Genomic DNA, 23,525 nt, shown 5'->3' with positions numbered 1-23,525 from the left:
GACGTCTTCCGATTAAACCTTCAAAAGATTGCATACAATGCGCTCGATCATCGAAATCGCATCTTTGAACGCCCCAGCTTCAACAACGAACCGGAAGGCGTTGCGGCCTAAAGACCTTCTTCTCTTGCGTAAGCGGCAAGGAGGTGAGCCAGATCGTCTTCACCTTTGCTTTTCAACAGGGCTCGGACCGTTATGGCTTCGATGTGATGGCCCATCAATTCACGTGCTTTTTCGCGATCATTCCGCGCGAGGGCAGCAATCAGGGTGCGATGCTCGGATACGGCGCAATCGGAAGAATGGGGGCGTCCGTAGAGCGACAGTATCATAGACGAGCGCGAGACCAGTTCCGTGACGTATCGTGAGAGAATCGCGTTCTCCGTCAGTCTTGCGAGCAGGACGTGAAACTCGCCGGCGAGATGAATCGAGGTCGAAGGATCACCGACCCTGGCCTTGTCCTCGGCATCGAGATGCGCTTCGAGCGCCTCGATCTTCGGCGGCGTCAGCCTGCCGATCAGGCTGTCAACGACCAACGTCTCCAGTGCCCGCCGCACAACAAAAATGTCGTGTCCGTCCTCGACACTGGGATGGCTGACGCAGGCGCCCCTGTTCGGACGCAATTCGACCAACCCCTCACCGTTCAGGCGGGCCAGAGCCTGCCGGACAATCGTGCGACTGACGCCGAGCCGTTCGCCGATCGAATCCTCCGGAAGCTTCGTTCCCGCAGCGAACGCCTGATCGAGGATGGCGCGCTTCAAGATGCGATAGACCACGTCCGACTTGGGGACCGAGGGATTTTGATTGGCGGCGCTGGGTTTGGGCATCATGACGAACCTGAAGACGGCGAGGCACGGATCATGCGATCATTCGATGGTCGGCAGGTCACCAGCCGGTTCGCCGCCCTTCACGAGCATGCGGCCGCGCCGGATGACGGTGCGCCTTTGCGGCGTCAGGGCGACGGCTTCCGCCAGCGTGCGCGCCGGTACCAGCACCAGATCAGCGAAGCAACCTTCGGAGAGCCCATAGCCGCCAAGTCCGATGCCTTCAGCGCCACCGAAGGTGCAGATGCGGGCGACATCTTCGAGATCGGCATCGTTGGCCATTCCGTTGCGTTGCGCCAGGTACTTCGCCCGCTCCAGCATGTCGCCGTTCCCGTACGGCTCCCAGGTTCCCTGAATGCCGTCGGAACCGGAGGCTACGGTGAGACCGCTCCGGCGCATCAATCTCAGCGGCAATGCGGGCGCCGACGGACTCCCTACGGTCATGACCGCGATACGTTCGGCAGCCAGCTGGTCAATGAGCCCCGTTTGCCGGGAGGTATCGAGCGTCCCGAGGCAATAGGCATGGCTGACCATGACCCGCCCTTGCAACGACAAGGCGCGGGTACGCTCGACGATGAGTTCAAGGCAAAATGCTCCGAGGTCGCCGGGTTCGTGCAGGTGGATGTCGACCGGTTTTCCATGACGATCTGCAAGGGCGAAGATAGCATCGAGATGACGCACCGGATCGCGCTCGATGGAGGCGGGGTCGATACCGCCAACAATGTCGGCACCGGCCTTCAAGGCCGCATCCATCAACTCGAGCGTACCCGCGCGCGGCAGCATGCCGCTCTGCGGAAAGGCCACGATCTGCACGTCGACCAGATCGCGCAGCGCCTCGCGCGTTTCGAGCACGCCTTCGATATTGGCAATGCCGATCTCGGTGTCGACATCGACATGGCTGCGAATGCTCAAAACGCCGAAGGCCAGCGTCTGCATGATCTGGCGGGCAGACTGCCGGCGGGCGTCGATGCCAAGTTCGCGCTTGGCGTTGCGATCGGCGAGGATCCGGTCATTGCGAGTCGGGCCAACCCGATTTTCGAACCAGTCCATGCCGATGAGCGTCTTGTCGAGATGCGTATGGGCCTCGACAAACCCCGGCAGCGCGATATGTCCGGCCGCGTCGATCTCAACCGCAGCATGGACGCGGTCTGCCGCGACGAACCGGCCGTCACGGATGAAAAGGTCTTCTGAGGGCCCGCCGAAGGGACGGGCATTGCGGATGATTAGGTCTGCAGTCACCTTGAGATCCTCTCGTGTCGCAATGCTTAGGTACGAGCGCTTGGCCCGGCGCGGGCGATCGCGAGATGAAAGGCACGCAAGGCGCGATCCAGTATTGCGCCTTCGTCCTGGGCCACGAGGCGCCGCCCGCGCATCAGAATTCGTCCCCCGACAATGGTCGTATCCACGTCCGCCCCGTTGGCGAACCGCGCGAGGCGTTGCACCGGATCGTGCGGCGGCCAGAGATGCGGCTGACGCATGTTCATGAGCAGGATATCAGCGCGCTTGCCGGCTTCGAGCGAGCCGAGTTCATCCTCCATCATCAGTGCGCGTGCACCCTCGATCGTTGCCATCTCCAGCAGCCGCTGGGGCGGCAACACGGCATCGTCTGCGAAATGACGCGCGTGGTAACGATGCGCCTGGAACAGGTTGCGAAACATGTCGAAGGGCCGATCGGGTGCCGCGGCATCGGTGCCGAGCGACACCGTTATGCCATCCTCCATCAATTCCGGCGCCGGGCAGCGGCCATAGACCGACATCAATGCACTGGGATTGTGTGCAACCTTGGCACCCGTCCGTTTGAGAACGGCACGATCGGCCTCGGTGAGGTCTATGCAATGGGCAAGGAGCGATCGCTCGTCAAAGAGGCCGAGACGCGCATCATTGGCGGCAATGGATCCGTCGCGATGGCCGTCCTGGACCAGGAGGCCGCGTCTCTCACGCGCCCGATCACGGACCTTGCATGCGATCCTGTATACCGTTTCATCCCTGAGTTCCTGCTCGTCGAAAACGGGCAGAGAAAAGACAACCTGCAGGCGATCGTCGCGCCCAGCCCAGGCGTCGACCAATTCCGTGGCCACGTCAATTTGCCGGTCTGGGGAGACGACGATGTCGTCGTGCGCTGTCGATGTATAGTGGCGATAAACATGCCGGTGCCCGGGCCGGTTCGGCCCCACCGCCAGAACCTCCCGCACGCCCATAGCGGCAACCGAGGCAAGGTGGGCCTCCGCGGCCTCCGGCGCCTCGCTGCGCATGATATCCGGGCCGCCGCCGAACAGCAGCGCCGCGGTCGTCGTGCCGCATTTGATCCTCTCGGCCGCCGACAGCGCCGCCTCCGCCGCCCAGAATTCAGGATCGGTCGCGGTTGCGTAGATACGGCCGGTCACGGACATCCAATCCTCGGCCTCACTGCCAAGCCCCTTGGTCAGCATATGTCCGGCATGGGCGTGCGTATCGATCAATCCCGGCATCGCGACCATGCCGGCGGCTTCGATGCGCTCGGCCTGCCGATCTCCGGCGAAATCTTCCTCACCTATGGCGGCGATGCGCCCATTCTCGACCAGAATATGGCCGCGCTCGATGATGCGCCGGTCCGGGTCCATCGTGATGATCGTGGCATTTTCAATCAGTAGTGCGTTCGTCATGGCAGGTTCCCTCTCCGGCTGCTGGCTTTGGCGTTCTTTTTTGACAAAGCGGCGCCAAAACGACCTTCGCCATCTTGATCTTGTTTGCAGCAGATGTACACTATTTATGGGACCATTCGTATCCAATAGCAAAGACAATATGTATACGTTAAACGGGAGAAACCAGTGAAGACCTCTATAAAGACCCTCTTGGCAGGGCTCGCCCTGCTTACGCCGCTGTCTGCGCCGGCATTTGCCGAAACGCTGCGCTGGGCCTCATCCGGCGATGTCATTTCCTACGACCCGAACGCCCAGGTCGACAGCTTCACCCAGAGCGTTCATCACATGGTTTTCGATCCGCTGGTGCGCCGTAACAAGGATCTGAAGCTCGAGCCGGCGCTCGCCACGTCCTGGGAGGTCATCGAGCCCAAGCGCTGGCGCTTCAAGCTGCGCCAGGGCGTGAAATTTCATGAAGGCCAGCCCTTCAACGCCGACGATGTCGTGGCGACGATCCAGCGCCAGATCGACCCCGGCGCCCGCAACCGCGAGAACCTTTCCACCGTCGTCGGCGTCGAGAAGGTGGACGACTATACCGTCGACCTTATCCTGCGCGGCCCTTACCCGCTGCTCCTCAACGATCTTGCCGCCATCTACATCATGAGCAAGCCGTGGATGGAGGAGCATGACGCGCTCAAGCCGGGCAATGCGTCCACCGGCGTCGTCACCTATGCCAGCAACCATGCCAACGGCACGGGCGCCTTCAAGCTGAAAAGCTACGAGCCGGACTCGCGCTCGGTCTTCGAAGTGAACAAGGAGTGGTGGGACAAGCCGCAGCATAATCTGGACGAGGTCGAATTCCGTCCGATCGCCTCCGACGCAACCCGCGTCGCGGCGCTGATGTCGGGTGAAGTCGACATGATTGCACCGGTTCCGCTGCAGGACATCGACCGCATTGCGGCCACCGACGGCCTGAAGGTTGTCGAAAACCCGTCGCTTCGCACCATCTTCTTCGTATTCAGCTACCGGCCGGAACTGCATGCAACTCCGGGCCAACCGAACCCGCTGCGCGATGTGCGCGTGCGCCAGGCATTGTGGCAAGCGATCGATACCAACACGATCCAGAAGCGCCTGATGCGCGGCAAGTCCCGTACAGCCGGCATGCTGGTCGCACCGGCGGTGACCGGTTACGATGAAGACATCGATGTGCCCCTGCCTTACGATGTCGCCAAGGCCAAGGCGCTGCTGGCCGAGGCCGGCTATCCGGATGGCTTCAAGACCGGGCTCGCCTGCCCCAACGACCGCTATATCGCCGACGAACAGATCTGCCTTGCGGTCGCTTCCATGTGGGCGCAGATCGGGGTCCAAGCCAACGTGAGTGTCGAGAGCAAGACGACCTATTTCCCGCGTACCGACAAGGGGGAGTTCGACATCTACCTTCTCGGCTGGGCCTCGCTACCGCCGATGGATGGCTTTAGCCCGCTGCAAGCGCTCCTGGCGACGAATGACGGCACCTTCGGCGGCAGCAACGCCGATGGGCTTTCCAATCCCGAGATCGACAAGCTGGCCTATGCCGCTTCGACGGAACTCGACGAAGCCAAGCGCATCGAGGATCTGAAGCAGGCCTTCCGTATTACGCATGACGAGGTCCTCTATCTGCCGCTGCACCAGCAGCCGGTCGCCTGGGCGATGAGCAGCAAGGTCGACATGCCGCAGTTCCCGGACGAGTACGTGCGTCCGTGGTTCGCGCAAATAAGGAAGTAGTCGGGATTCTCCCAAGGCCAGTCCTGGCGAGCGAAAGCAAGCCGGGACTGGGCCGCAAACCGGGTTAACCCCTCCATGACCGGCGACGGCACGGAGGAAGCGGGAGCGTACGACCCGGTAGCCGCCCCCTTCGGGCAACATCGCTCCCCGTAAGGACTATCCGATGATCAGACTCCTTTCAGTCAGGCTGCTTCAGGCCATCCTCGTGATGGTTGCGGTGACCGCCATCGCCTTCGTCATGTTTCGTTTCGTCGGCGATCCCGTCGCCTCAATGGTGCGCGAAGGCGCGACCCAGGCGGAAAAGGACGCCGTACGCGTCGCCCTCGGCCTCGATAAGCCGGTCCTGGCTCAGTTCGTCAATTTCCTCGGCCAGGTGGTGACCGGCGATCTCGGCACGAGCTACCGCTACCAGCAGCCCGTGACGAGCCTGTTGCTCAGCCGCCTTCCTGCCACGCTGGAGCTGGTGATCGTTGCCACCGTGCTGGCGCTGTCGCTCGGCATTCCGCTCGGGGTGCTCTGCGCGCTGAAGCCGCACGCCTTTTTCTCACGGCTGACCCAGTCTGCGACACTCGTCGGCATTTCCATGCCCACCTTCGTCACCGGCCTACTGCTGATCCTGATTTTCGCGGTAAACCTGCGATGGTTGCCATCCTCAGGACGCGGAGATCTCGTCGATATCGGGCTCTGGCAGACCGGCTTCCTCTCGCTTTCAGGCCTGAAGTCATTGATCCTGCCGTCGATCACGCTGGCATTGTTCCAGCTCACTCTGATCATGCGGTTGGTGCGCTCGGAGATGATCGACGTCTTGTCGTCGGATTACATCCGCTTCGCCTTCGCACGCGGCCTGCCGCGAACCTACATCTATGGGCAGCTTGCCCTGCGCAACGCATTGATGCCGGTTGTCACGGTCACAGGGCTGCAGATCGGCCAGCTCATCGCCTTCGCGATCGTCACCGAGACGGTGTTCCAATGGCCGGGCATGGGCCTGCTGTTCACCAACGCGGTCGGCTATCCTGACGTACCGGTGCTGGCGGCCTACCTTCTCTTCGTGGGCTTCCTCTTCGTCATGATCAACATGATCGTCGACATTCTCTACACCTTCATCGATCCGCGGCTGAGGACACGATAATGGCTACGCAATCCCTGATGCGCCGGCTTCCGCCGGTTTCCGTTGTCATCGCCAGCCTGGTGCTCGCCATCATGCTGATCCTCGTCATCTTCGCACCGCTGATCGCGCCGATGGACCCGCGCGACGTCGCCTCCTACTCGCTGATGGACATGGAAATTCCGCCAGTGTTCATGGAGGGCGGCGATTCCCGCTTCCTGCTCGGCACGGACAACCAGGGACGCGACCTCGTCTCCGTCATTCTGTTCGGGCTGAGGATCTCCGTCGTCATCGGCCTCGGCGCCGTGGTCTTTGCGGCCATGCTCGGCGTCGTGCTTGGCCTCATTGCCGGCTTCTTCGGCGGCATGGTCGACGGCATCGTGATGCGCGTCGCCGATATATTCGTGAGCTTCCCGACCATCCTCGTTGCATTGCTCATCAGCGGCATCGCCCGCGCACAGCTTAGCGCCGATGCGATGCTTGCCTGGGCGCCGCTGGTGCTGATCTTCTCCATCGCCATCAACGAATGGGTCCAATACGCGCGGACCGTGCGCGCCTCGACCATGGTGGAGATCGCGCGGGACTATGTGCGCGCCGCCAAGGTCATCGGCCTGCCGTCGCCCCGCATCATGGCCCGCCACATCCTGCCGAACATCATGAGTTCGGTGATGGTCATCGCCACGATCAACCTCGCCGGCGCAATCCTGACGGAAGCGACGCTCTCGTTCCTCGGCGCGGGCATGCCGCCGACCTATCCTTCGCTCGGCACGCTGATCCGCATCGGCAACCAGTTCCTGTTCTCCGGTCTCTGGTGGATCGCGGTGATGCCCGCGACGGTGCTGGTCATCCTCGTGCTGGCCGTCAATGTGATCGGCGACTACCTGCGCGACCACTTCAACCCGAAACTGATGGCGACATGAGATGACCGAAACAACGCGCCCCGTCCTCGACATTCGCAAGCTCCGCGTCGAGTATCCGCTGGCCAACGGCAACACGCTGACGGCCGTCAAGGACCTCGATCTGACGATTCGCCCTGGAGAGATCCACGCCCTCGTCGGTGAATCCGGCGCCGGCAAGACCACTGTCGGCAACGCGCTGATGGGCCTCCTGCAGGCCCCCGGCAAAATCGCCGCCGGCTCGATCACCATTGCCGGCAAGGAGATCAACCTGCGTACCGGCCGTACCGAAGGCATTGTGCCCGGGCGCGATGTCGGCGCAATCTTCCAGGACCCGATGACGAGCCTCAACCCCCTCTTCACGGTGGAAAGCCAGCTCTGCGAAGGCATGCTTACCCATCTGAAGCTCTCCTCCCGGGAGGCGAAGGCCCGCGCGCTGGAATTGATGAAGGCCGTCGGTATCCCGGAACCCGAGCGCCGGCTCGGCAGCTATCCGCACCAGCTTTCCGGCGGTCAGCGCCAGCGCGTGGTCATCGCCACGGCACTCGCCTGCAATCCGCAGCTGATCGTTGCCGACGAGCCGACGACCGCGCTCGACGTCTCGGTGCAGGCGCAGATCCTCAAGCTCATTCGTGACCTTGCCGACGAGCGGGGCGTCGGCGTTCTGCTCGTCACGCACAATATGGGCGTTGTCGCCGAGATCGCCGACCGCGTCACCATCATGCAGAACGGTGCGGTCGTGGAAAGCGGCTCGACGCGCGAGGTGCTGACGGCACCGAAGGCGCCTTACGCCCGCACGCTGATCGCCGCCGTGCCGCCAATCGATACGCGCCTCGATCGCCTGCCAGTGCCGAGCGAAGAAACGCAGGTGACCCTCGACGCGCGCGCCTCGGTGCGCCGCATGAGTGCGAAGAGCGAGACAGGCAGCCGCGACGAAGTGGTGCTCTCCGTGCGCGACCTTGCCGTGGAGTACGGCGGGCGCGGATTGCTTCGCAAGGCCTCGGTGTTCAAGGCCGTCAGGGGCGTTTCATTCGATGTTCGGCGCGGCGAGATTTTCGGTCTCGTCGGCGAATCCGGCTGCGGCAAGACGACCGTTGCCAACACCATCGCGGGCCTTGTCACGCAAAGTGCAGGTTCCATCGATTTTCAGGGCACGGCGCTCGGCGGCCGCCGTGAAAAATCGATCCGGCAGTCCCTGCAGATGGTCTTTCAGGATCCCTATTCGGCACTCAATCCGCGCCTGCGGATCAACGCCGCCATTGCGGAGCCGATCCTGTTCTACAAGCTGGCCTCCAACGCAGTGGAAGCCCGGCAGGACGCCAGGACCCTGCTCGAAGCTGTCGGCCTTCCCGCCGACGCCGGCGCGCGCTTTGCGCACGCCTTCTCCGGCGGCCAGCGCCAGCGCATCGCCATTGCCCGCGCGCTCGGACCGCGCCCGTCGCTGCTCATTTGCGACGAGCCGACCTCGGCGCTCGACGTCTCGGTGCAGGCGCAGCTCCTCAACCTACTGAAGGATCTGCGCGATCTTGCCGGCCTCTCCATGCTGTTCATCAGCCACGACCTCGCCGTGATCCGTCAGATGTGCGACCGCGTCGCCGTGATGAAGGCCGGCCAGATCGTCGAGCTCTCGGATACCGAAACCCTCTTCACCGCGCCGAAACACGAGTATACGCGCGAGCTTCTCCGCCTTGCTCCGTCCGTCGAGCGCATCATGGGGCGCGAGCTGGCTTCGGCCTAAGCCTGGAGAACCAAAGACCGATACTCCCGCCCCTGCGCTTCGCCGGCCAAAGTCGGCGCGGTCGGGAACCTGTCGCCAGCATCCTCATTCGCCCGCCGCTTCCGCGGCTTGCGCCGGCCGCTTTTGCGCAATCGCCAACGATTGACGCGCCAGCGCGCAAGTACCCCTTCGGGCCACAAAACAAGAAGAAGACGTAAGGAAATACCCAATCATGCCCAATTCATCAAAGCCCACGACGGGCCGCCAATGGATGCTGCTCATTCTCGTCGTGCTGGTCGCCGTCAACCTGCGGCCATTTCTCACCGCTCCCGGGCCCGTGCTGTCCGAGATCGTCGCCGATACCGGCATGGGATATGGCAGCCTGGCCCTGCTGACATTGTTGCCGATGATGCTGATGGGTGTGGGCGCCTTCGTGTCTCCTTCTGTGCAGGCCTTGATCGGCACGCGGCGCGGCATTCTCATCGCCCTGTTTGTGCTGGCGGCCGGCTCGCTGCTCCGCCTCGTCGCGCCGGGCGGCGCAGCATTGGTGCTGACGGCTGCCCTTTGCGGCGCCGGCGTCGCTTTCATCCAGGCGGCTTTCCCCGGCATCATCAAGGCGGAGTTTCCCCGGAGCATACCGGTGGTCACCGGGCTCTATTCCGCGGTTCTGATGGGTGGCGGAGCGTTGGGCGCGCGGCTGACGCCATTTCTCGTCAATCACGGTTCCGGCTGGCGCCCGGCCCTCGCCTGGCTCGCGGCGCCAGCGTTCGTTGCTCTCGGTGCCGCCTGGCTGATCCTGTCGGACTCACGTAGCGATCGTCCGGACAAGGCGCTCACCGGCCGGCTGCTCCGCCGACCACGGACCTGGACACTTATTCTCGCCTTCGGCCTGGTCAACGCCGGTTACTCTTCCGCCGTCGCCTGGCTCGCCTCCTATTACCAGTCCCTCGGTTGGAGCAGCGGAGATAGCGGCAATCTCGTGGCGCTGATGGCGATCTGTCAGGCGGCGGCGGCCCTCGCCCTGCCGATTTTGGCTCGCCGCAGTATCGATCGCCGCGCGTTTCTGCGCTTGACGCTGGCGATGCAGGCGATCGGTTTTGCCGGCCTCGCGTTCCTGCCCCAGGCAGCGCCCGCGGTCTGGGTTGGCCTGTGCGGCGCCGGCCTTGGCAGCAGCTTCTCGTTGGCGATCGTCACCGCCCTCGACCATCTGCCGCGGCCGGAAGAGGCCGGCGTGCTGGTGGCATTGATGCAGGGCGGTGGTTTCCTGATCGCGTCCCTCGGCCCGTTTGCCACGGCATTTCTGCACGATGTCAGCGGCAGCTTCGCCGCTGGCTGGACGCTGCACCTTGCCTGCGTCGTCAGCGTGTTCTTCCTCTACACGCGCTTCAACCCATCGCGCTACGCGCAGGCCATGCAGTCACCCATCTGAGCGACGTCTTGCTCTCAAAGGCTTTGGCCGCGCTCGGGCAGTCGACGAGACTTTCCGGGCGGCGGCTCTTGCGGTTCCCGCGGATACCGGTGGCGGACGAGACCAATACACTAGACATGTCGCCGTTTTGTATGCAATTCGAAGAGATAATTGCGACGGCTCGGAGTGACCAGTATGGCAAAGAAAGAGAACGAAACGGGCGGTGGCCGCGCTCAGGCCGTTCATCGCGTCCTGAAGCGGGCAATCCTTGATCAGGCGCTGTCTCCAGGATCGAAGCTGCCGGAAGATTCAATCGGCGAAAGGCTGGGGGTCAGCAGAACCCTGGTGCGCGAGGCGCTGGTTCGCCTGAGCGAGGAAGGGCTGGTAGAGCTCAGGCCAAACAGGGGAGCAGTGGTTGCGCGGCCAACCCTTGAGGAAGGACGCAATCTGTTCCTTACCCGAATGGCGCTGGAACGTCTTGTGGTAGAGACGCTTTCCGGAAAACTGACGCAAGAGCAAATCGGCATTCTCTCGTCTCATATTGAAGCCGAGGAAGCCGCGAAGAAGGAGCGCGCTCAATCGATCCGCCTGGCGGGCGAATTCCACACACTCCTTGCTCAGATGACGAACAACGCCAGCCTCATCCGCTACGTGAACGAACTGGTCGCGCGCAGTTCCCTGATCCTTGCACTCTATGGGCGGCCGCATTCTTCGGAATGCGCCGTATCGGAGCACCAGGAGCTTCTGGACAAATTGATCGCCGGCAAGACCGACGAGGCGGCAGCCCTCATGGCACATCACCTCGACTCCGTGACGACGCGTGCGTTGCTTCCGACCGACGGGGACAGAAACATCAAGGAGGTGCTCTCCGCCTACGCTGTGGCGGAGGGCCTTGCCTAGACGAAACGCGGCGCTCCCGGAAGATATCCGGGAGCCTTATGCGGCAGTCGGCGCGCGAGCCTTTCCTTGGACATCCGCGGCATCGGCCCCTGGCCCACTTCGTCATTCGGCAAGGGGCAGACGCTGCCCGGCTCCGCGATGACGAACGTCGAAGTGGTCACAGGGAAACCCTGAGCTTTATCAGGCCTCGCCGAGCCCGCCCGACACCAGGCGCCCTTTGTGGAAGGTCGCGGACCTCGCCGGCACGCGGGCCACTGCCTCTGCCGAGCAGCTCGCCCCGACAAGCGTGAATGAGGCCTCGTCGCCGACATTTGGCCAGGCCCGTTTGCCCTCGTGGTCGAGGGGCAGGATGCCGCCGGTGGCGATCGACATGGACCGCGAGAGGCGGAATTCGTCCGACCCACGATAAAGCTGCGCATAGAGATACGCCTTTTCCAACATGTCCCCGCTGCCGAATGGCGACCAGTGGTCGATGACGCTATCGGTTCCGGTCATGACGAAGACCCCCTTCTCAGACAGTTGCGGCAAGGGCATCATCAGCGCTCCGATCGGCACCGTCGAGGCAATCGAGATCTTCTGTTCCGCGAGGCGCGAGGCTGTCTCCTCCAAGGCTTCCGGAGCAAGTGTGGTCAATGCGAAGGCGTGGCTGATCGTGACTTTGCCACGCAGAGCCGGGTTCTTTTCAACGGTCTCGATCATGTAATTGACCGCCGCAACACCAGCAGGGCTCGTTTCGTGCAGATGAATGTCGACCCCTTTGCCGTTGTCCAGGGCGATCTGGAACATGGCATCGAGTGACTTTTCAATGGCGCCGTCGACATTCGTCGGGTCCAGGCCGCCGACATACTGAACGCCCATCTGCATCGCTTCGCGCATCAGACCGTCGACCTTGGAGTGAAGCAGGCCGTGCTGGGGGAAGGCGACGATCTCGCACACGAAATCGTCACGATGGTTCTCCAATGCCTGCTGCAGGTGCTCGAGGCTCTTGAGGCCACTAACGGGGTCGATGTTGCAATGGCTACGCGCGACGGTTGTTCCCTTGGACTGCAGGAGGGCGATCAGCCCCTCGGCCCGCTCTCGCGAGGTCGGCAGCAACTGAGGAAGCAGCTTCTCCTCGAGCGCGATCATATCCATGATGGTTTTGCCCTGACGCGGGCGCGGCGCCTGCCAAGGGCCGCCATAGAACGTCTTGTCCAGATGGATGTGCATGTCGCGCATCGCCGGCAACAGAAGCTGGCCATGAGCCTGATACTGCGGCACACTTCCGGGCAAGGTCGCCTTTTCCGGATGCAAGGCAACGATCGCGCCGTCCTTGATCTCCAACGCGTAGAGCGCAGTCCGCGTGGCGACGACGATATCGCCGTCGCGCTCAAACCCCTCCTCCAATCGCACGCCGGTCAAAACGTAGTGGCGATCCGCGAGCGTCTTGGTATTTGTCTCGCCGGCACCGTCACCGGCGCTGGCCGATGCCTCGCGAACCGCTCCGCCAGCAAAGCCAGCGACAGCGCAAGCGGTGGTGAGCATCCCGGTCCGGCTGAGAAAGGTCCTGCGGCTTTGCGGTAGCATCTGTTCCAACATCATTGCCTCATCATGGATAGTATTAGAGCCGGCAATCTACCGAACGGCGCCAAGGCATGGCAGCGACATTTGCCAATGCTGGCTATTCGATTTGCCAATGCATGCGGCCAGCTTCGTAGTGATAGTCAATGACAAGCGAGGGAGACGCTTCCGTCTATGACCGCCTCAGGCCACAATACTCGATAAGGCGCTCCGCCAGCGCGAGCGTGGCGGCACTGGCGTTGTCGCGATAAAAGAGAGCCAGCTCGAAGTCATCGACAGGCGGCAGGCGCTCGGCGGCACCCAGCACGCGATGGGACGGCAGCCTGCAGCTGGCGGGCAACAGACTGACGCCAAGACCGGCAGCGGAAGCGGCGGCCAGGGCCGCGAGACTGGCGCTGCAGTAGCTAATGCGCCAGCGTATACCCAGGCTGTCGAGCGCCTGGCACAATTCCTCGCGATAGAGGCCGTTGAGCGGAAACACTGCCAGCGGCACCGGCAATTGTTCGATCGCCGGACGCACGACGCTGTCCAACCACAGCAGGGGTTCGGGTCTGGCGGCGCGCGGCAATTGCTTGCGGCGCTGCTTGACGAGGATGAGATCGAGCTCTCCCTCCCGGTAGGCAAGTTGCAGATCCGCGCTCAGGCCGCTGGTGACATCCAATCGCAAGTGTGGATGCTGGCTGTTGAACGACGCCAGCAAGTCGACCGTCGGTACCGTGAAATCCTCAGGCATTCCCAACCGGAGCACGCCGTCACGCCAGGGACCAGCCAAGGCATCATGCGCCTCTTCGTTCAACGCGATGATGCGCCGTGCATAGCTCAGCAACTTGACGCCCTCTTCCGTCAGTTGCACCAGATGCGATGAGCGCTCGAAAAGCGCTTTCCCGAGCATGTCTTCCAGTCGGCGAATTTGCTGGCTGACTGTCGATTGGGAAAGGTTTACCCGCTCGGCAGCGCGGGTGAAGCTGTTGCTTTCACAAATGGCGACAAAGCTGAGCAACAGCTGGGGATTGAACATGGGATAACGGTTCATTCGTCCCCCCGAATGCGCTGGAGCCGGTTGGGCGAGGGCTCGTCAGCCAATCGCCGCGCCGTGCGATTCCCAGGCAGGCCAGTTCACGCGTAACACCAAGATTGAATGCACTGAATTTATTATCTTGTATACAACCTGCATGCAAAGGCAAAAGTTCTCTGCGCGTTCCGGAGTTGCTGCGCTACAGCGGCCTCCAGAACGGAGCCCGCCAACCATCACGAGGGCGAGCTTCTGTTGGAGAAGCGATGCACTCAGCCTTCATGCCGTTTTTCAAGCCGAACGGGAGCTTGCAGCTTCTACAAACGCGTCAAATACGCGGGCGCCCGGATGGCTTTCGGCATCCAGCAGTTCCGGGTGCCATTGAAGCCCCATGGCAAAAGACTGCGAGCTGATCTCGATCGCTTCGACGACTCCATCCGGTGCTCGAGCCGTAACGGTCACTGTATTGGGCACCTCCACAATGGCCTCTCTATGAAACGTGTTCACGGCGAACGTTTCGGCGCCGAAGATATCGGCCATTCTCGTGCCGGCGACGGCGCGCACCTCATGTGACAGATTTCCCTGGTCGTGAATGAGGGCTTCCGGCCACGAAGAGTGGACATCCGAAACCATCCGGCAGCCGTTCAGGCATCCAAGCATTTGCATGCCATTGCAGATGCCAAGCACAGGCTTGTCACGCGCAAGAAACCCTTCCATCAATGCCATATCGACGGCAAGACGATCCGAGGGCGGGTACCGGGATTGGTCCCCTTCGACGTACCAATCTTTCGGAAAGTTGATACGGCCGCCGACGCTCAGGAACCCGTCGAACTCCTCGATGACCTGGCCGACCATGTCAGGGATGTACGGAATACCGAAGGCGAAGGCGCCCGCGTGGCGCAGCGCAGAGAAGTAATTCTTCGAGATATCATAGCGTCCGCCCCCTGAGCTGGTGTTTTCGTCCATGATCACGGCGATCTTCGGCATGCGGCTCATTGGTTCATCCTGAATCTGGAAGTCCTACGCATATTTATCCCATCCGGATCACACAGGTAGTCCTTTTCAGACCGACGTCGCCTCTACCTTCGAACGGGAGTTTGCCGACCACGCTCCACTGGCCGGGCCAAGTCGCCTTTATATTTCAGTTATTTATCCAAGGGCAGCGCTCCGTCGGCGAAGGGCAGAACTCTCGCCGACACCGTCGTCGTCTGTCGCCGCCGGCAGCAAGTCTCGTGCGTGACATCCGCATCCACGAGTGCCATCGATCGCGGCTCCTGGCGTGTCTCGGGTGTCGTTCGGCAGCGACCATCGATCGTCGGGAACCCGTTCTCGTCTTGCAGCGTTTCCTGTTTTTCCGGTGCTTTCACGCGCCGGACCGCAGGAGATGACCTGGGCGAGGTACCAGACGGACCACAGGTCAGAGCAAAGGACATGAGACGATATGGGTTTGGTACAACTCGGCCGGGCTCGCCTTGCGCTGGTGCTTCCACGGCATCGCGAACTTCTGCGCATCACAAAGAACCATGAACTCTACGGTCTGTTCGAGGCCTATGCCCGCGAGTCGATGACACTCGACAACCTTTTGCGGGAACTTCCACGCCGCGAGAAGCAGGTATGGGAGCATCAGCAAACCTGCCTGGATCTGCAGGCCGAAGTGGTAGCGCTGCTGACGCGGCTGACAGAGCCGCTCAAACCGGGAGCTCTGTAACTGCCTCGATGGTCCCGGAGGTGCCGAAAATACCGCTCCGCACAACGCCCCTATCCGCGCCCGCCCTTTATCCGGGGTGCCGGTTCGTTGCCCAATCGCGATCAGCAGCCGGAACTGGATATCCATCACATAACGGCGGTCAGCGAATGCGCGGCAGGCAGGCAGTGAGGCTCTCGCAATTGCCGTCACCAAAGTTCCGCACGCCGGCTCGAACCATCAGAATCGTGCAATCTCAGCGTCTAGGCGGCAAAGACCTTGGCACGGCGCAGCGTAACGAAACCATTGTCGCCGGATGTCACGGCGCGTTCCGGTTCCAGGTCGAGTTCCAGATGCACGCCGTCGCGAGTGGTCGCAATCACCCGGCGACCGCCCGGCCGGTCCATGACCCGACTGATCGTGGCCGCGATGCCTGCCCCTTGCGGCGCCCAGTCGAGATCGCCAGGACGGGCGTAGAGTTCGGCCTTGCCATCTGCCAAACCCGCCGCGTCGATCACCGCGCCATCGGCATAGGCCTTGCCGTCGCGCACGTCGGCGGCGAGCATGTTGGCATCGCCCAGGAACTTCATGACAAATGCCGACTTGGGATCGCGGCAGACCGCCTCCGGCGTTCCCTGTTGGACGATGTGGCCATCCTTCAAGATCACGACGCGATCGGCGAGGTCGAGAGCCTCTTCCTGGTCATGGGTGACGAAAAGCGTCGTGATGCCGAGCGTGGTGTGGATCTCGCGCAGCCAGCGGCGAAGCTCGCGCCGGACGTTGGCGTCAAGCGCGCCAAAAGGTTCATCGAGGAGAAGCACTTTTGGATCGACCGCGAGCGCACGCGCAAGCGCCACACGTTGACGCTGTCCTCCTGAGATCTGCGCCGGAAACCGGTCACCCAGCCCTTCGAGGCGTACCAGCCGCAAGAGCTCCTTCACCCGCGCACGGATCGCGGCCTTCTCGCGTTTCACCTTCGACACGTCCATGCCGAAGGCAATGTTTTCCGCAACGGTCATATGTGGGAAAAGTGCATAGTGCTGGAACACGAAGCCCACGCCGCGGTCGCGCACCGGGATGTCGGTCGCATCCTGATCGCCGAAATAGATGTTGCCGCTATCGGCGAATTCGAGGCCTGCAACCATGCGCAGGATGGTCGTCTTGCCGGAACCGGACGGCCCAAGCAGCGCGACGAGCTCGCCGCTTTCGACCTCCAGGGAGACGTCCTTGACGGCACGAAAGGTTTCGAAAATCTTGACGACGTGATCAAGGCGGATTTTCATTATGCTTTCTCCGCAGGATTGACTGCCGGACGGACACGGCCCGCACCGCGGCGCTCCAGCGCCAGCTTGGCAATGATGGTGAAGACGGCGATGAGCGCCAGAATGGACGCGGACGCGAAGGCGCCTGCCGCCTGGTAGTCGTGGTAAAGCAGCTCGATATGGAGCGGCAGCGTGTTGGTTTGGCCGCGGATATTGCCCGAAACAACCGATACCGCGCCGAACTCGCCCATGACGCGAGCATTGCAAAGAACGACGCCATAAAGCAGCGCCCATTTGATGTTTGGCAGCGTAACGGAGAAGAAGGTGCGCCAACCGGATGCCCCGAGCGAAGTCGCGGCCTCTTCGAGATCCCTGCCCTGGGCCTGCATGAGCGGAATGAGTTCGCGAGCGACGAACGGCGCTGTGACGAACATCGAGGCCAGGATGATGCCGGGGATGGCGAAAAGGATCTTGATGCCGTGGGCGTCGAGCGTCGGGCCGAATATGCCTTGCAGCCCGTAGACGAAGAGGTAGGCGACACCCGCAACGATCGGCGAGACCGAGAACGGGATTTCGATGACGACCAGCAGGAAGGCTTTGCCGCGGAAGTCGAATTTGGTGATGGCCCAAGCCGCGGCGATACCGAAGGCGGTATTGACCGGAACGGCAACGAGCGCAGCGAGCACTGTCAGCATGATCGCGTGCCGGGTGTCGGGATGAAGGATCGTGTCGCGATAAACCTGCCACCCCTTGGCAAAGGCTTCGACGCCAATGATCAAGAGGGGTGCGAGGATGAGGAAGGCACCGACGACAAGGACGATGCTGATCAGCATGCGACGGAAGAAGGGTCCGTCGCCGACGCGGGGCGGAGTGCAGCCGGTTCGTTTTCTCACGGTCAGGTCCTCAGCGTGTAGCGCAGCGCTCTTGCCTGCAGCCAATTCGTGATGCCGAGCATCAAGAAGGCTGTAAACAACAGGACGGAGGCGATCGCTGCCGCGGCCTGATAATCGTATTCCTCCAGCCGAATGAAGATCAGCAGGGCGGTAATTTCGGTCGACATCGGCTGGTTGCCGGCGATGAAGATGATCGCGCCGAATTCGCCGAGGCAACGGGCAAAGGAGAGCGACACGCCCGCCAGAAGCGCTGGCGTGAGGAGCGGAAGAATGACCTTGCGGAAAATCGCCCAGTCCGAGCCGCCAAGCGACTGGGCCGCCTCTTCCAGCGACGGGTCGAGATCTTCCAGCACCGGCTGCACCGTGCGCACGATGAAGGGCAGCGAAGTGAAGCACATGGCGATCATGATGCCGAGCGGAGTGTAGGCAACCTTGATGCCAAAATCGCTGAGGATGGAGCCGAACAAGCCGTTCGTCGTGAAAAGAGCCGTCAGCGAAATGCCGGCGACTGCGGTGGGCAACGCAAACGGCAGATCGACCATCGCATCAACGATGCGCCTTCCCGGAAAGCGATAGCGCACCAGGGTCCAGGCGAGCGCCAGGCCCAAAAAAAGATTGAAGAAGGTCGCGGCAAGAGCGGCGAGCACTGTGACGCGATAGCTCGCGAGAGCCCGCGACGACGAGACGATCTGCCAGTAATCGGCAGGGCCAAGGCTCGCCGCCTTGAACACGAGTGCTGCCAGCGGCAGGACGACGATCAAGCTCACATAGAGCAGCGTCACACCCAGCGACAGGCGTAATCCGGGCAGGACATTGCGTCTCAAACGGCCACTTCCTTGTCATGGTGAAACCCGGCAAACGGTTCGTCCGCCGGGCTGGCTGAAAGCGAAATCGGGTGGCGCTTAGCGGCTGCCGTAGAGCTTGTCCAGGACGCCGCCGGAGGCGAAGTGTTCGGTCTGGATTTTGCCCCATCCGCCAAAGACGTCGTCGACGTTCACCAGGCGGATTGCCGGAAACTGATCCTTGAACGCGCCGGCCACCTTCTCGTTGCGGACGCGATGGCCGAATTCAGCGGCGATGCGCTGGCCTTCTTCGGTGTAGAGGAAATCGAGATAGGTCTTGGACAGGGCTTCGGTGCCGTGCTTCTCAGCGACCTTTTCGACGACGGCGACGGGGAATTCGGCGAGCAGGCTAACCGATGGGATGACGCTCTCGACCTTGTCGGCACCGTACTGCTTGACGATGCTGCGGGTCTCGGCCTCAAACGTGATCAAGACATCGCCGGTCTCGCGCTCGACAAAGGTCGTCGTGGAGGCGCGGCCGCCGGTGTCGAAGACCGGTACGTTGTCGAAGATCTTGGTGATGTAGGCTTCGATCTTCGCTTCGTCGCCCTCGTAGGCCTCCTTGGCCCAGGCGTAAGCGGCGAGATAGGTGTAGCGGGCGTTGCCGGAAGTCTTCGGATTGGGGAAGACGGCATGAACATCGTCGCGCGCCAGATCGCTCCAGTCCTTGATGTTCTTCGGATTGCCGGTGCGCACCAGGAACGACGGGAAAGAATAGAACGGCGAGGCGTTGTTCGGGAAGGCCTTGGCCCAGTCCTTGGCCACGAACCCGTTCTTGGCCAGGAACTCGATGTCAGTGGTCTGGTTGAAGGTCACGACGTCGGCCTCGAGACCTTCGAGGATCGAGCGGGCCTGCTTCGAGGTGCCGGCGTGCGATTGGTCGATCGTCACGCCCGGATGCTGCTTGATGAACGCCTCGTTCTCGGCGACGAAAAGCTCTCGCGAAACGTCGTAGGAGGCGTTGAGGAGCTTCGTAGGCTCCTCGGCCAGCGCAGGAGTCACGAAGTGCGCGGCAAGGGTAGCGCCGAGAATGAGGAGGCGTTTCATGCAATTCTCCGGTGTTGTTTTCCCTGAAAACCTATCGGCGTGCGTGTTGTCGCGCGAGGGAGCGAGCACCTTGGTTGTGCAAGGCCTTAGAAATTCCGTCTAGTTTTCGCCACAATTTGCAGAGTTTTTGCCTGCGGGCCTTGTACGGGTCAGCGCGGACAGGGTCGCCGGGCAAGCCGTATACGCCGAACCCGTCCACATGCGCTGCCTCCTTTCTAGCGCCTGGAAAGACCCGCTTCGTGAATAGGATGGCTTCCCTCGCCAGCGGTAGCCGCTGAGCGGGTGCTTTCTGGAAATCACGCCGACCAGGCGCTCGTTGCGATTGCCCGCCGGCAGCGGGAGAACCCCGCACTTGTCGCGCACGGCGTTACTGCTCTCTTGCTCCTCCAGGCAATATCTGACATCGAACGTCACCACGTCGCGAACGCTTGCAACGCCGCTCGACGGCCGCTCAGAGATCGTGTGGCCGATCTTCGCGAACATCACGAATTGCGCGGATGTCTGGGATGCAGATGCGACGTCGATCCCTGCTCCGTAGGAGGGGCTCGGCCTATTGCCGACGAGGTCCGTCTTTGCAGACCAGAGCGATCGGCCATGTCTCTGCCAATGGTCGCCCGCAGACCTCATCGAGGCCACCATCATGCCGGTTGCGTTCGGGAGGTTGCGATGAATGTCGGGGAAGTGATCGTGTTTCCTGACGTAGGAGGCCATGAGGTAGCGCGCATCATGTCCGTCCAAGCGGGCGCGGCCCATATACTGCACCCGAACCGGGGCGGTCCCACGGTGTTTCAGGTCCAGCATCTCCGCTGCCCTCCTGGAAACGTCGATGATGCGGCCCTGATGAAACGGACCACGATCGTTGACGCGCAGGATGAGCGAAGAACCGTTGTCGAGATTGGTCACCCGCACGTAGCTGGGCAAGGGAAGGGTCGGGTGCGCCGCGGAAAGTTGACCCGGGTTATAAACCTCGCCGTTTGCGGTCAAGCGCCCACGAAAGGCCGAGCCGTACCAGGAGGCGAATCCATTCTTGTCGTAGGTTGGATCTTCCTTCGGAAAATAGCGCGTGCCTTTCATCCGATAGGGCTTGCCGATAATGTAGCGACCACCGCTCTTGCGAATGTGCTTGCTGTGGGGGGCTCGGAGGCCCGCCTTCACGCCGTGGGCCTTCTCGGAATATTCCTTGATGTGGTAGCCGCCCGGAGCTTGTGTGATCGTGCAGCTGGCGCAGCAGGCGCAGACCATTACGATCGCCAGGCATCGCGCGCCTCTGACGGCCTTACCGACATCGATAACCATCTTTCCTACGCTGGCGACGGCCTTTCGCGCATCCGCGAGATCTCTCGACACGAAGGTTCATGCTGATTGCACGCTCGAAGCCAGATCGAGCGACAGACTGAAAGGCAGCCGAAGCATGCGTCGACGCATTGCCGAATCCGGGAGCGCGCCATTGATTCGCTCCATCCTTGATACGGTCGCCAAATCGGGTCTGAGGGCGAAAGTTCCATTGGGACGCACGAATTTTGCGCCGTCCTGTTGCCTGGATGGCAGCCGGGAACGCCGGCCGCCTATGCGACTGCACTTTCACCCGACCGCAAAAGCCGGCTGCCATGGCGCGAGACTGGTTCGCCGGTTGAAAGGCTTGGTACGTTTCGCCTGCGACCGCTTGTAAAAAGCAAGCCTGGGCCTCGTTGACGGGGCGGCCGCTCACCCTCCGCTGTTTTGGACGATCCTGCCGCAGCGAAGGCGGCGCACCTCTCGCCGCCTTGAAATGCTCCAGGCTACTACAAAGAGCGAAGACAGGATCCCAACCCGAGCATTGCCTTTGCGCGGGCCGGTCTGACTATTTCCCGACTGCATTTCCCGATTATTTGGTGGCTGCCTTCAGCCTTCCTTCCCGCAAATCCGCCTCATCGGCAAGAATGGCGGCAGCCTCGTCCAGCAAGACATCCTTTGCGTTCTTGCGGGCATTCTCAATGGCAAGCTCAGCACTCAGGCTGCGCTCGTTTGCATTGAGGCCATCGTCTTCGCCGGCGTCGCCGCCATCGCTTGCTTGCGCTCGAGACTTGAACCGATTTTCTCGGGCGGTCATTTCTTTGCGGCGTTCGGCCTCGTTGAGGGAGATAGTCCCTTTCTCGCGTTGCGCCTTCATGTCCGCAATGTCTTTCAACAGGCGTTGGAAGTCTGGATTGCTCTCGACCCGTGCGTCATGGCGGCTTTGCAGTTTCGGAAGCAGCGTCGCTACACTGTCTGCGGGCGCATATTTCGCGGGCTTGATCTGCGTCCACGGCAAAGCATTGTCGTAGCTAGTCTCGCCAAAGCGTGTCGGATCAGAAAGTCCCGGCAAGTTGATGTCAGGCGTCACACCGCGCAACTGCGTTGTACCGCCGTCGATCCGGAAAAACTGGGCAATTGTCACTTTCAGCTGGCCGAATTCGGGTTTGCTGTTGCGGACGAGCTGGTCGAGGTCCACGACAGTTTGAACGGTGCCCTTGCCGAAACTGGGTTCGCCTATGATCACGCCTCGACCGTAATCCTGTATGGCCGCGGCAAAAATCTCCGAAGCCGACGCCGACCCGCGGTTGATCAGAACGCCTACAGGGCCTGTCCAGACGGGCGCCGGAAAGTCTGCACTTGTTACAGCGACCTTTCCGTCGCTGCCACGCTGCTGAACGACCGGCCCCTTGCCGATGAACAGGCCGGTCAATTCAATGGCCTCGTCCAGTGAGCCGCCGCCATTGTTGCGCACGTCGACAAGAACGCTGTCGACTTTTTCGTACTTCAGTTCGTCGAGAAGCTTTCCGACATCGCGGCTTGCGCTTCTAAAATTCTTGTCTCCTTTGCGCCGGGCTTCAAAATCCTCGTAGAATGCTGGCAGAGTGATCACCCCGATCTTGCGCGTGGTTTCGCCCACTTTCACAGACAGCACCCGCTTCTGGGCCGCCTGTTTTTCGAGGCTGATTTTGTCACGCACCAGGGTCACCACGCGATGGGTGGCATCTGCTCCGGCATCCGCCGGCAGAATGTCCAAGCGTACGACGGATCCCTTTTTCCCGCGTATCATTTGCACGACTTCATCAAGGCGCGTGCCCACTACTTCTTTTATCGGCCCATCCTTGCCCTGGCCAACGCCGGTAATGCGGTCTCCGACCGCAAGCTTGCCGGACAATTGCGCCGGCCCGCCAGGCACGAGTTCACGGATGGTCGTGTAATCGTCGCGTTCCTGCAGAACCGCACCGATACCGACCAGCGAAAGCTTCATGGCGATATTGAAGTCGGCCGAGGCGGCGGTGCCGAAGTAGTCCGTGTGCGGGTCGACCGACGTTGTGTAGGCGTTCATGAACGACTGGAAAACGTCATCGCTCTTGTACTTGTAGGCGCGCTCGAGAGCGTTTGTGTATCGTTTGGCGAGCGTCTCGCGAATAGCCGCATCGTTCTTGCCGCCCAGTTTCAACCGCAACCAGTCGCTTTTTACGCGTTTGCGCCAAAGCTCATTGCTCTCGGCTTCCGATTGCGGCCAAGGCGCGGTGTCGCGCAGCACGGAATAGCTCTCCTGCGCGCGGAAATCGAAGTCCTGCTTAAGCAAGTCGCGCGCGTAGCTCATGCGGTCGACGACGCGCTTCCCATAGGCGTTGAAGATCTCAAACGGGATCGACAGATCTTTCTGCTTGATGGCGTCGTCGATCTCGCTGCGCTCAGACATGAACCTGTCGATGTCCGCTTGCAGGAAGAGCACGCGGTCTGGATCGAGTGATTTGATGAACCGATCCATGATCGTGGCCGACAAGGCGTCGTCGAGCGCAACGGGCTTGTAGCTGAAACGCGTAAGAAATTTTGCACTCAGTTGGGCAGCTTGTGCCTGTTGCTTGACCGGCTCCAAAACGGGCGGAGGCGCAACTTCGGCATAGGCGGAGTGCACGAGTGCAAGAAATGCACCAAGGAAGACGTGTGATATGCGCATTCAGCGTTAACCCAATTCTCAAATGCCGAGTGTAGATGCCA

The 23,525-nt window shown here is 61.7% G+C and carries 19 protein-coding genes; 7 read left to right on the top strand and 12 right to left on the bottom strand.

The features are described 5' to 3' along the window. Window positions 1-107: 107 nt before the first annotated feature. From BHMPCIPO_RS01105 to BHMPCIPO_RS01095, 3 genes are read right to left on the bottom strand one after another with little or no spacing between them, the layout of a single operon-like run. Entirely contained in the window at window positions 108-824 is a 717-nt protein-coding gene (locus tag BHMPCIPO_RS01105) for a GntR family transcriptional regulator (RefSeq protein WP_173515055.1), read from the bottom strand. A 36-nt stretch (window positions 825-860) separates the two neighbouring features. Continuing rightward, window positions 861-2,057, bottom strand: coding sequence for an amidohydrolase (locus BHMPCIPO_RS01100; protein WP_173515054.1), 1,197 nt, complete (start codon window positions 2,055-2,057; stop codon window positions 861-863). Window positions 2,058-2,083: 26 nt separating this feature from the next. Beyond that, the gene (locus tag BHMPCIPO_RS01095; RefSeq protein ID WP_173515053.1) at window positions 2,084-3,460 is read right to left on the bottom strand and encodes an amidohydrolase family protein; all 1,377 of its coding nucleotides are present in this window, start codon (window positions 3,458-3,460) and stop codon (window positions 2,084-2,086) included. Window positions 3,461-3,625: 165 nt separating this feature from the next. Here BHMPCIPO_RS01095 and BHMPCIPO_RS01090 point away from each other — a divergent pair, with 165 nt between their 5' ends. The 6 genes from BHMPCIPO_RS01090 to BHMPCIPO_RS01065 all read left to right on the top strand — a co-directional run bounded on the left by BHMPCIPO_RS01090 (window position 3,626) and on the right by BHMPCIPO_RS01065 (window position 11,226). After that, the gene (locus BHMPCIPO_RS01090) at window positions 3,626-5,200 is read left to right on the top strand and encodes an ABC transporter substrate-binding protein (RefSeq protein ID WP_173515052.1); all 1,575 of its coding nucleotides are present in this window, start codon (window positions 3,626-3,628) and stop codon (window positions 5,198-5,200) included. A gap of 163 nt (window positions 5,201-5,363) precedes the next feature. Then, on the top strand, window positions 5,364-6,329 hold the full coding sequence (locus BHMPCIPO_RS01085; protein WP_173515051.1) for an ABC transporter permease: 966 nt from the start codon (window positions 5,364-5,366) through the stop codon (window positions 6,327-6,329). Further along, window positions 6,329-7,225, top strand: a complete 897-nt coding sequence (locus tag BHMPCIPO_RS01080) for an ABC transporter permease (protein WP_173515050.1) — start codon at window positions 6,329-6,331, stop codon at window positions 7,223-7,225. Before BHMPCIPO_RS01085 ends, BHMPCIPO_RS01080 begins: the two co-directional genes overlap by 1 nt. A 1-nt stretch (window position 7,226) precedes the next feature. Then, window positions 7,227-8,939 carry a dipeptide ABC transporter ATP-binding protein gene (locus BHMPCIPO_RS01075; protein ID WP_173515049.1) on the top strand — a complete coding sequence of 571 codons (1,713 nt, stop codon included), beginning with the start codon at window positions 7,227-7,229 and terminating at the stop codon, window positions 8,937-8,939. A gap of 211 nt (window positions 8,940-9,150) precedes the next feature. Then, on the top strand, window positions 9,151-10,347 hold the full coding sequence (locus BHMPCIPO_RS01070) for a cyanate transporter (protein ID WP_173515048.1): 1,197 nt from the start codon (window positions 9,151-9,153) through the stop codon (window positions 10,345-10,347). Window positions 10,348-10,521: 174 nt separating this feature from the next. Continuing rightward, complete coding sequence (locus BHMPCIPO_RS01065) at window positions 10,522-11,226, top strand: GntR family transcriptional regulator (protein WP_173515047.1); 705 nt, start codon at window positions 10,522-10,524, stop codon at window positions 11,224-11,226. A gap of 180 nt (window positions 11,227-11,406) precedes the next feature. Here the strand turns inward: BHMPCIPO_RS01065 and BHMPCIPO_RS01060 are convergent, their stop codons facing one another. The 3 genes from BHMPCIPO_RS01060 to BHMPCIPO_RS01050 form a co-directional block, all read right to left on the bottom strand. Next, entirely contained in the window at window positions 11,407-12,804 is a 1,398-nt protein-coding gene (locus BHMPCIPO_RS01060) for an amidohydrolase family protein (RefSeq protein WP_173515046.1), read from the bottom strand. A 154-nt stretch (window positions 12,805-12,958) separates the two neighbouring features. Then, window positions 12,959-13,819, bottom strand: a complete 861-nt coding sequence (locus BHMPCIPO_RS01055; RefSeq protein ID WP_173515045.1) for a LysR family transcriptional regulator — start codon at window positions 13,817-13,819, stop codon at window positions 12,959-12,961. A 270-nt stretch (window positions 13,820-14,089) separates the two neighbouring features. Then, entirely contained in the window at window positions 14,090-14,794 is a 705-nt protein-coding gene (locus BHMPCIPO_RS01050; RefSeq protein WP_173515044.1) for a gamma-glutamyl-gamma-aminobutyrate hydrolase family protein, read from the bottom strand. A gap of 445 nt (window positions 14,795-15,239) precedes the next feature. Between BHMPCIPO_RS01050 and BHMPCIPO_RS01045 the strand changes: the two genes are divergently transcribed. Next, the gene (locus tag BHMPCIPO_RS01045) at window positions 15,240-15,506 is read left to right on the top strand and encodes a hypothetical protein (RefSeq protein ID WP_173515043.1); all 267 of its coding nucleotides are present in this window, start codon (window positions 15,240-15,242) and stop codon (window positions 15,504-15,506) included. Window positions 15,507-15,745: 239 nt separating this feature from the next. Here the strand turns inward: BHMPCIPO_RS01045 and BHMPCIPO_RS01040 are convergent, their stop codons facing one another. The 6 genes from BHMPCIPO_RS01040 to BHMPCIPO_RS01015 all read right to left on the bottom strand — a co-directional run bounded on the left by BHMPCIPO_RS01040 (window position 15,746) and on the right by BHMPCIPO_RS01015 (window position 23,484). Continuing rightward, window positions 15,746-16,765 (bottom strand): sulfate/molybdate ABC transporter ATP-binding protein, encoded by a 1,020-nt coding sequence (locus tag BHMPCIPO_RS01040; RefSeq protein ID WP_173515042.1) that lies wholly within the window; start codon window positions 16,763-16,765, stop codon window positions 15,746-15,748. After that, window positions 16,765-17,577, bottom strand: a complete 813-nt coding sequence (gene cysW / locus BHMPCIPO_RS01035; RefSeq protein WP_246304356.1) for a sulfate ABC transporter permease subunit CysW — start codon at window positions 17,575-17,577, stop codon at window positions 16,765-16,767. The genes BHMPCIPO_RS01040 and cysW overlap by 1 nt, the downstream gene beginning before the upstream one ends. Window positions 17,578-17,639: 62 nt before the next feature. Continuing rightward, complete coding sequence (gene cysT / locus BHMPCIPO_RS01030) at window positions 17,640-18,461, bottom strand: sulfate ABC transporter permease subunit CysT (RefSeq protein WP_173515040.1); 822 nt, start codon at window positions 18,459-18,461, stop codon at window positions 17,640-17,642. 78 nt (window positions 18,462-18,539) lie between these two features. Then, a complete protein-coding gene (gene cysP / locus BHMPCIPO_RS01025) occupies window positions 18,540-19,526 on the bottom strand; it encodes a thiosulfate ABC transporter substrate-binding protein CysP (protein ID WP_173515039.1) in 987 nt (328 codons plus the stop codon). A 99-nt stretch (window positions 19,527-19,625) separates the two neighbouring features. Continuing rightward, on the bottom strand, window positions 19,626-20,822 hold the full coding sequence (locus BHMPCIPO_RS33415) for a septal ring lytic transglycosylase RlpA family protein (RefSeq protein ID WP_282439000.1): 1,197 nt from the start codon (window positions 20,820-20,822) through the stop codon (window positions 19,626-19,628). A 568-nt stretch (window positions 20,823-21,390) separates the two neighbouring features. Then, window positions 21,391-23,484 carry a carboxy terminal-processing peptidase gene (locus tag BHMPCIPO_RS01015; RefSeq protein ID WP_173515038.1) on the bottom strand — a complete coding sequence of 698 codons (2,094 nt, stop codon included), beginning with the start codon at window positions 23,482-23,484 and terminating at the stop codon, window positions 21,391-21,393. Window positions 23,485-23,525: the final 41 nt, after the last annotated feature.

Source organism: Ensifer sesbaniae (assembly GCF_013283665.1).
Taxonomy (GTDB): Bacteria; Pseudomonadota; Alphaproteobacteria; order Rhizobiales; family Rhizobiaceae; genus Ensifer; species Ensifer sesbaniae.
Note: the sequence above shows the minus strand (reverse complement) of the source record. Positions and strands in the feature narration are given on the sequence as shown.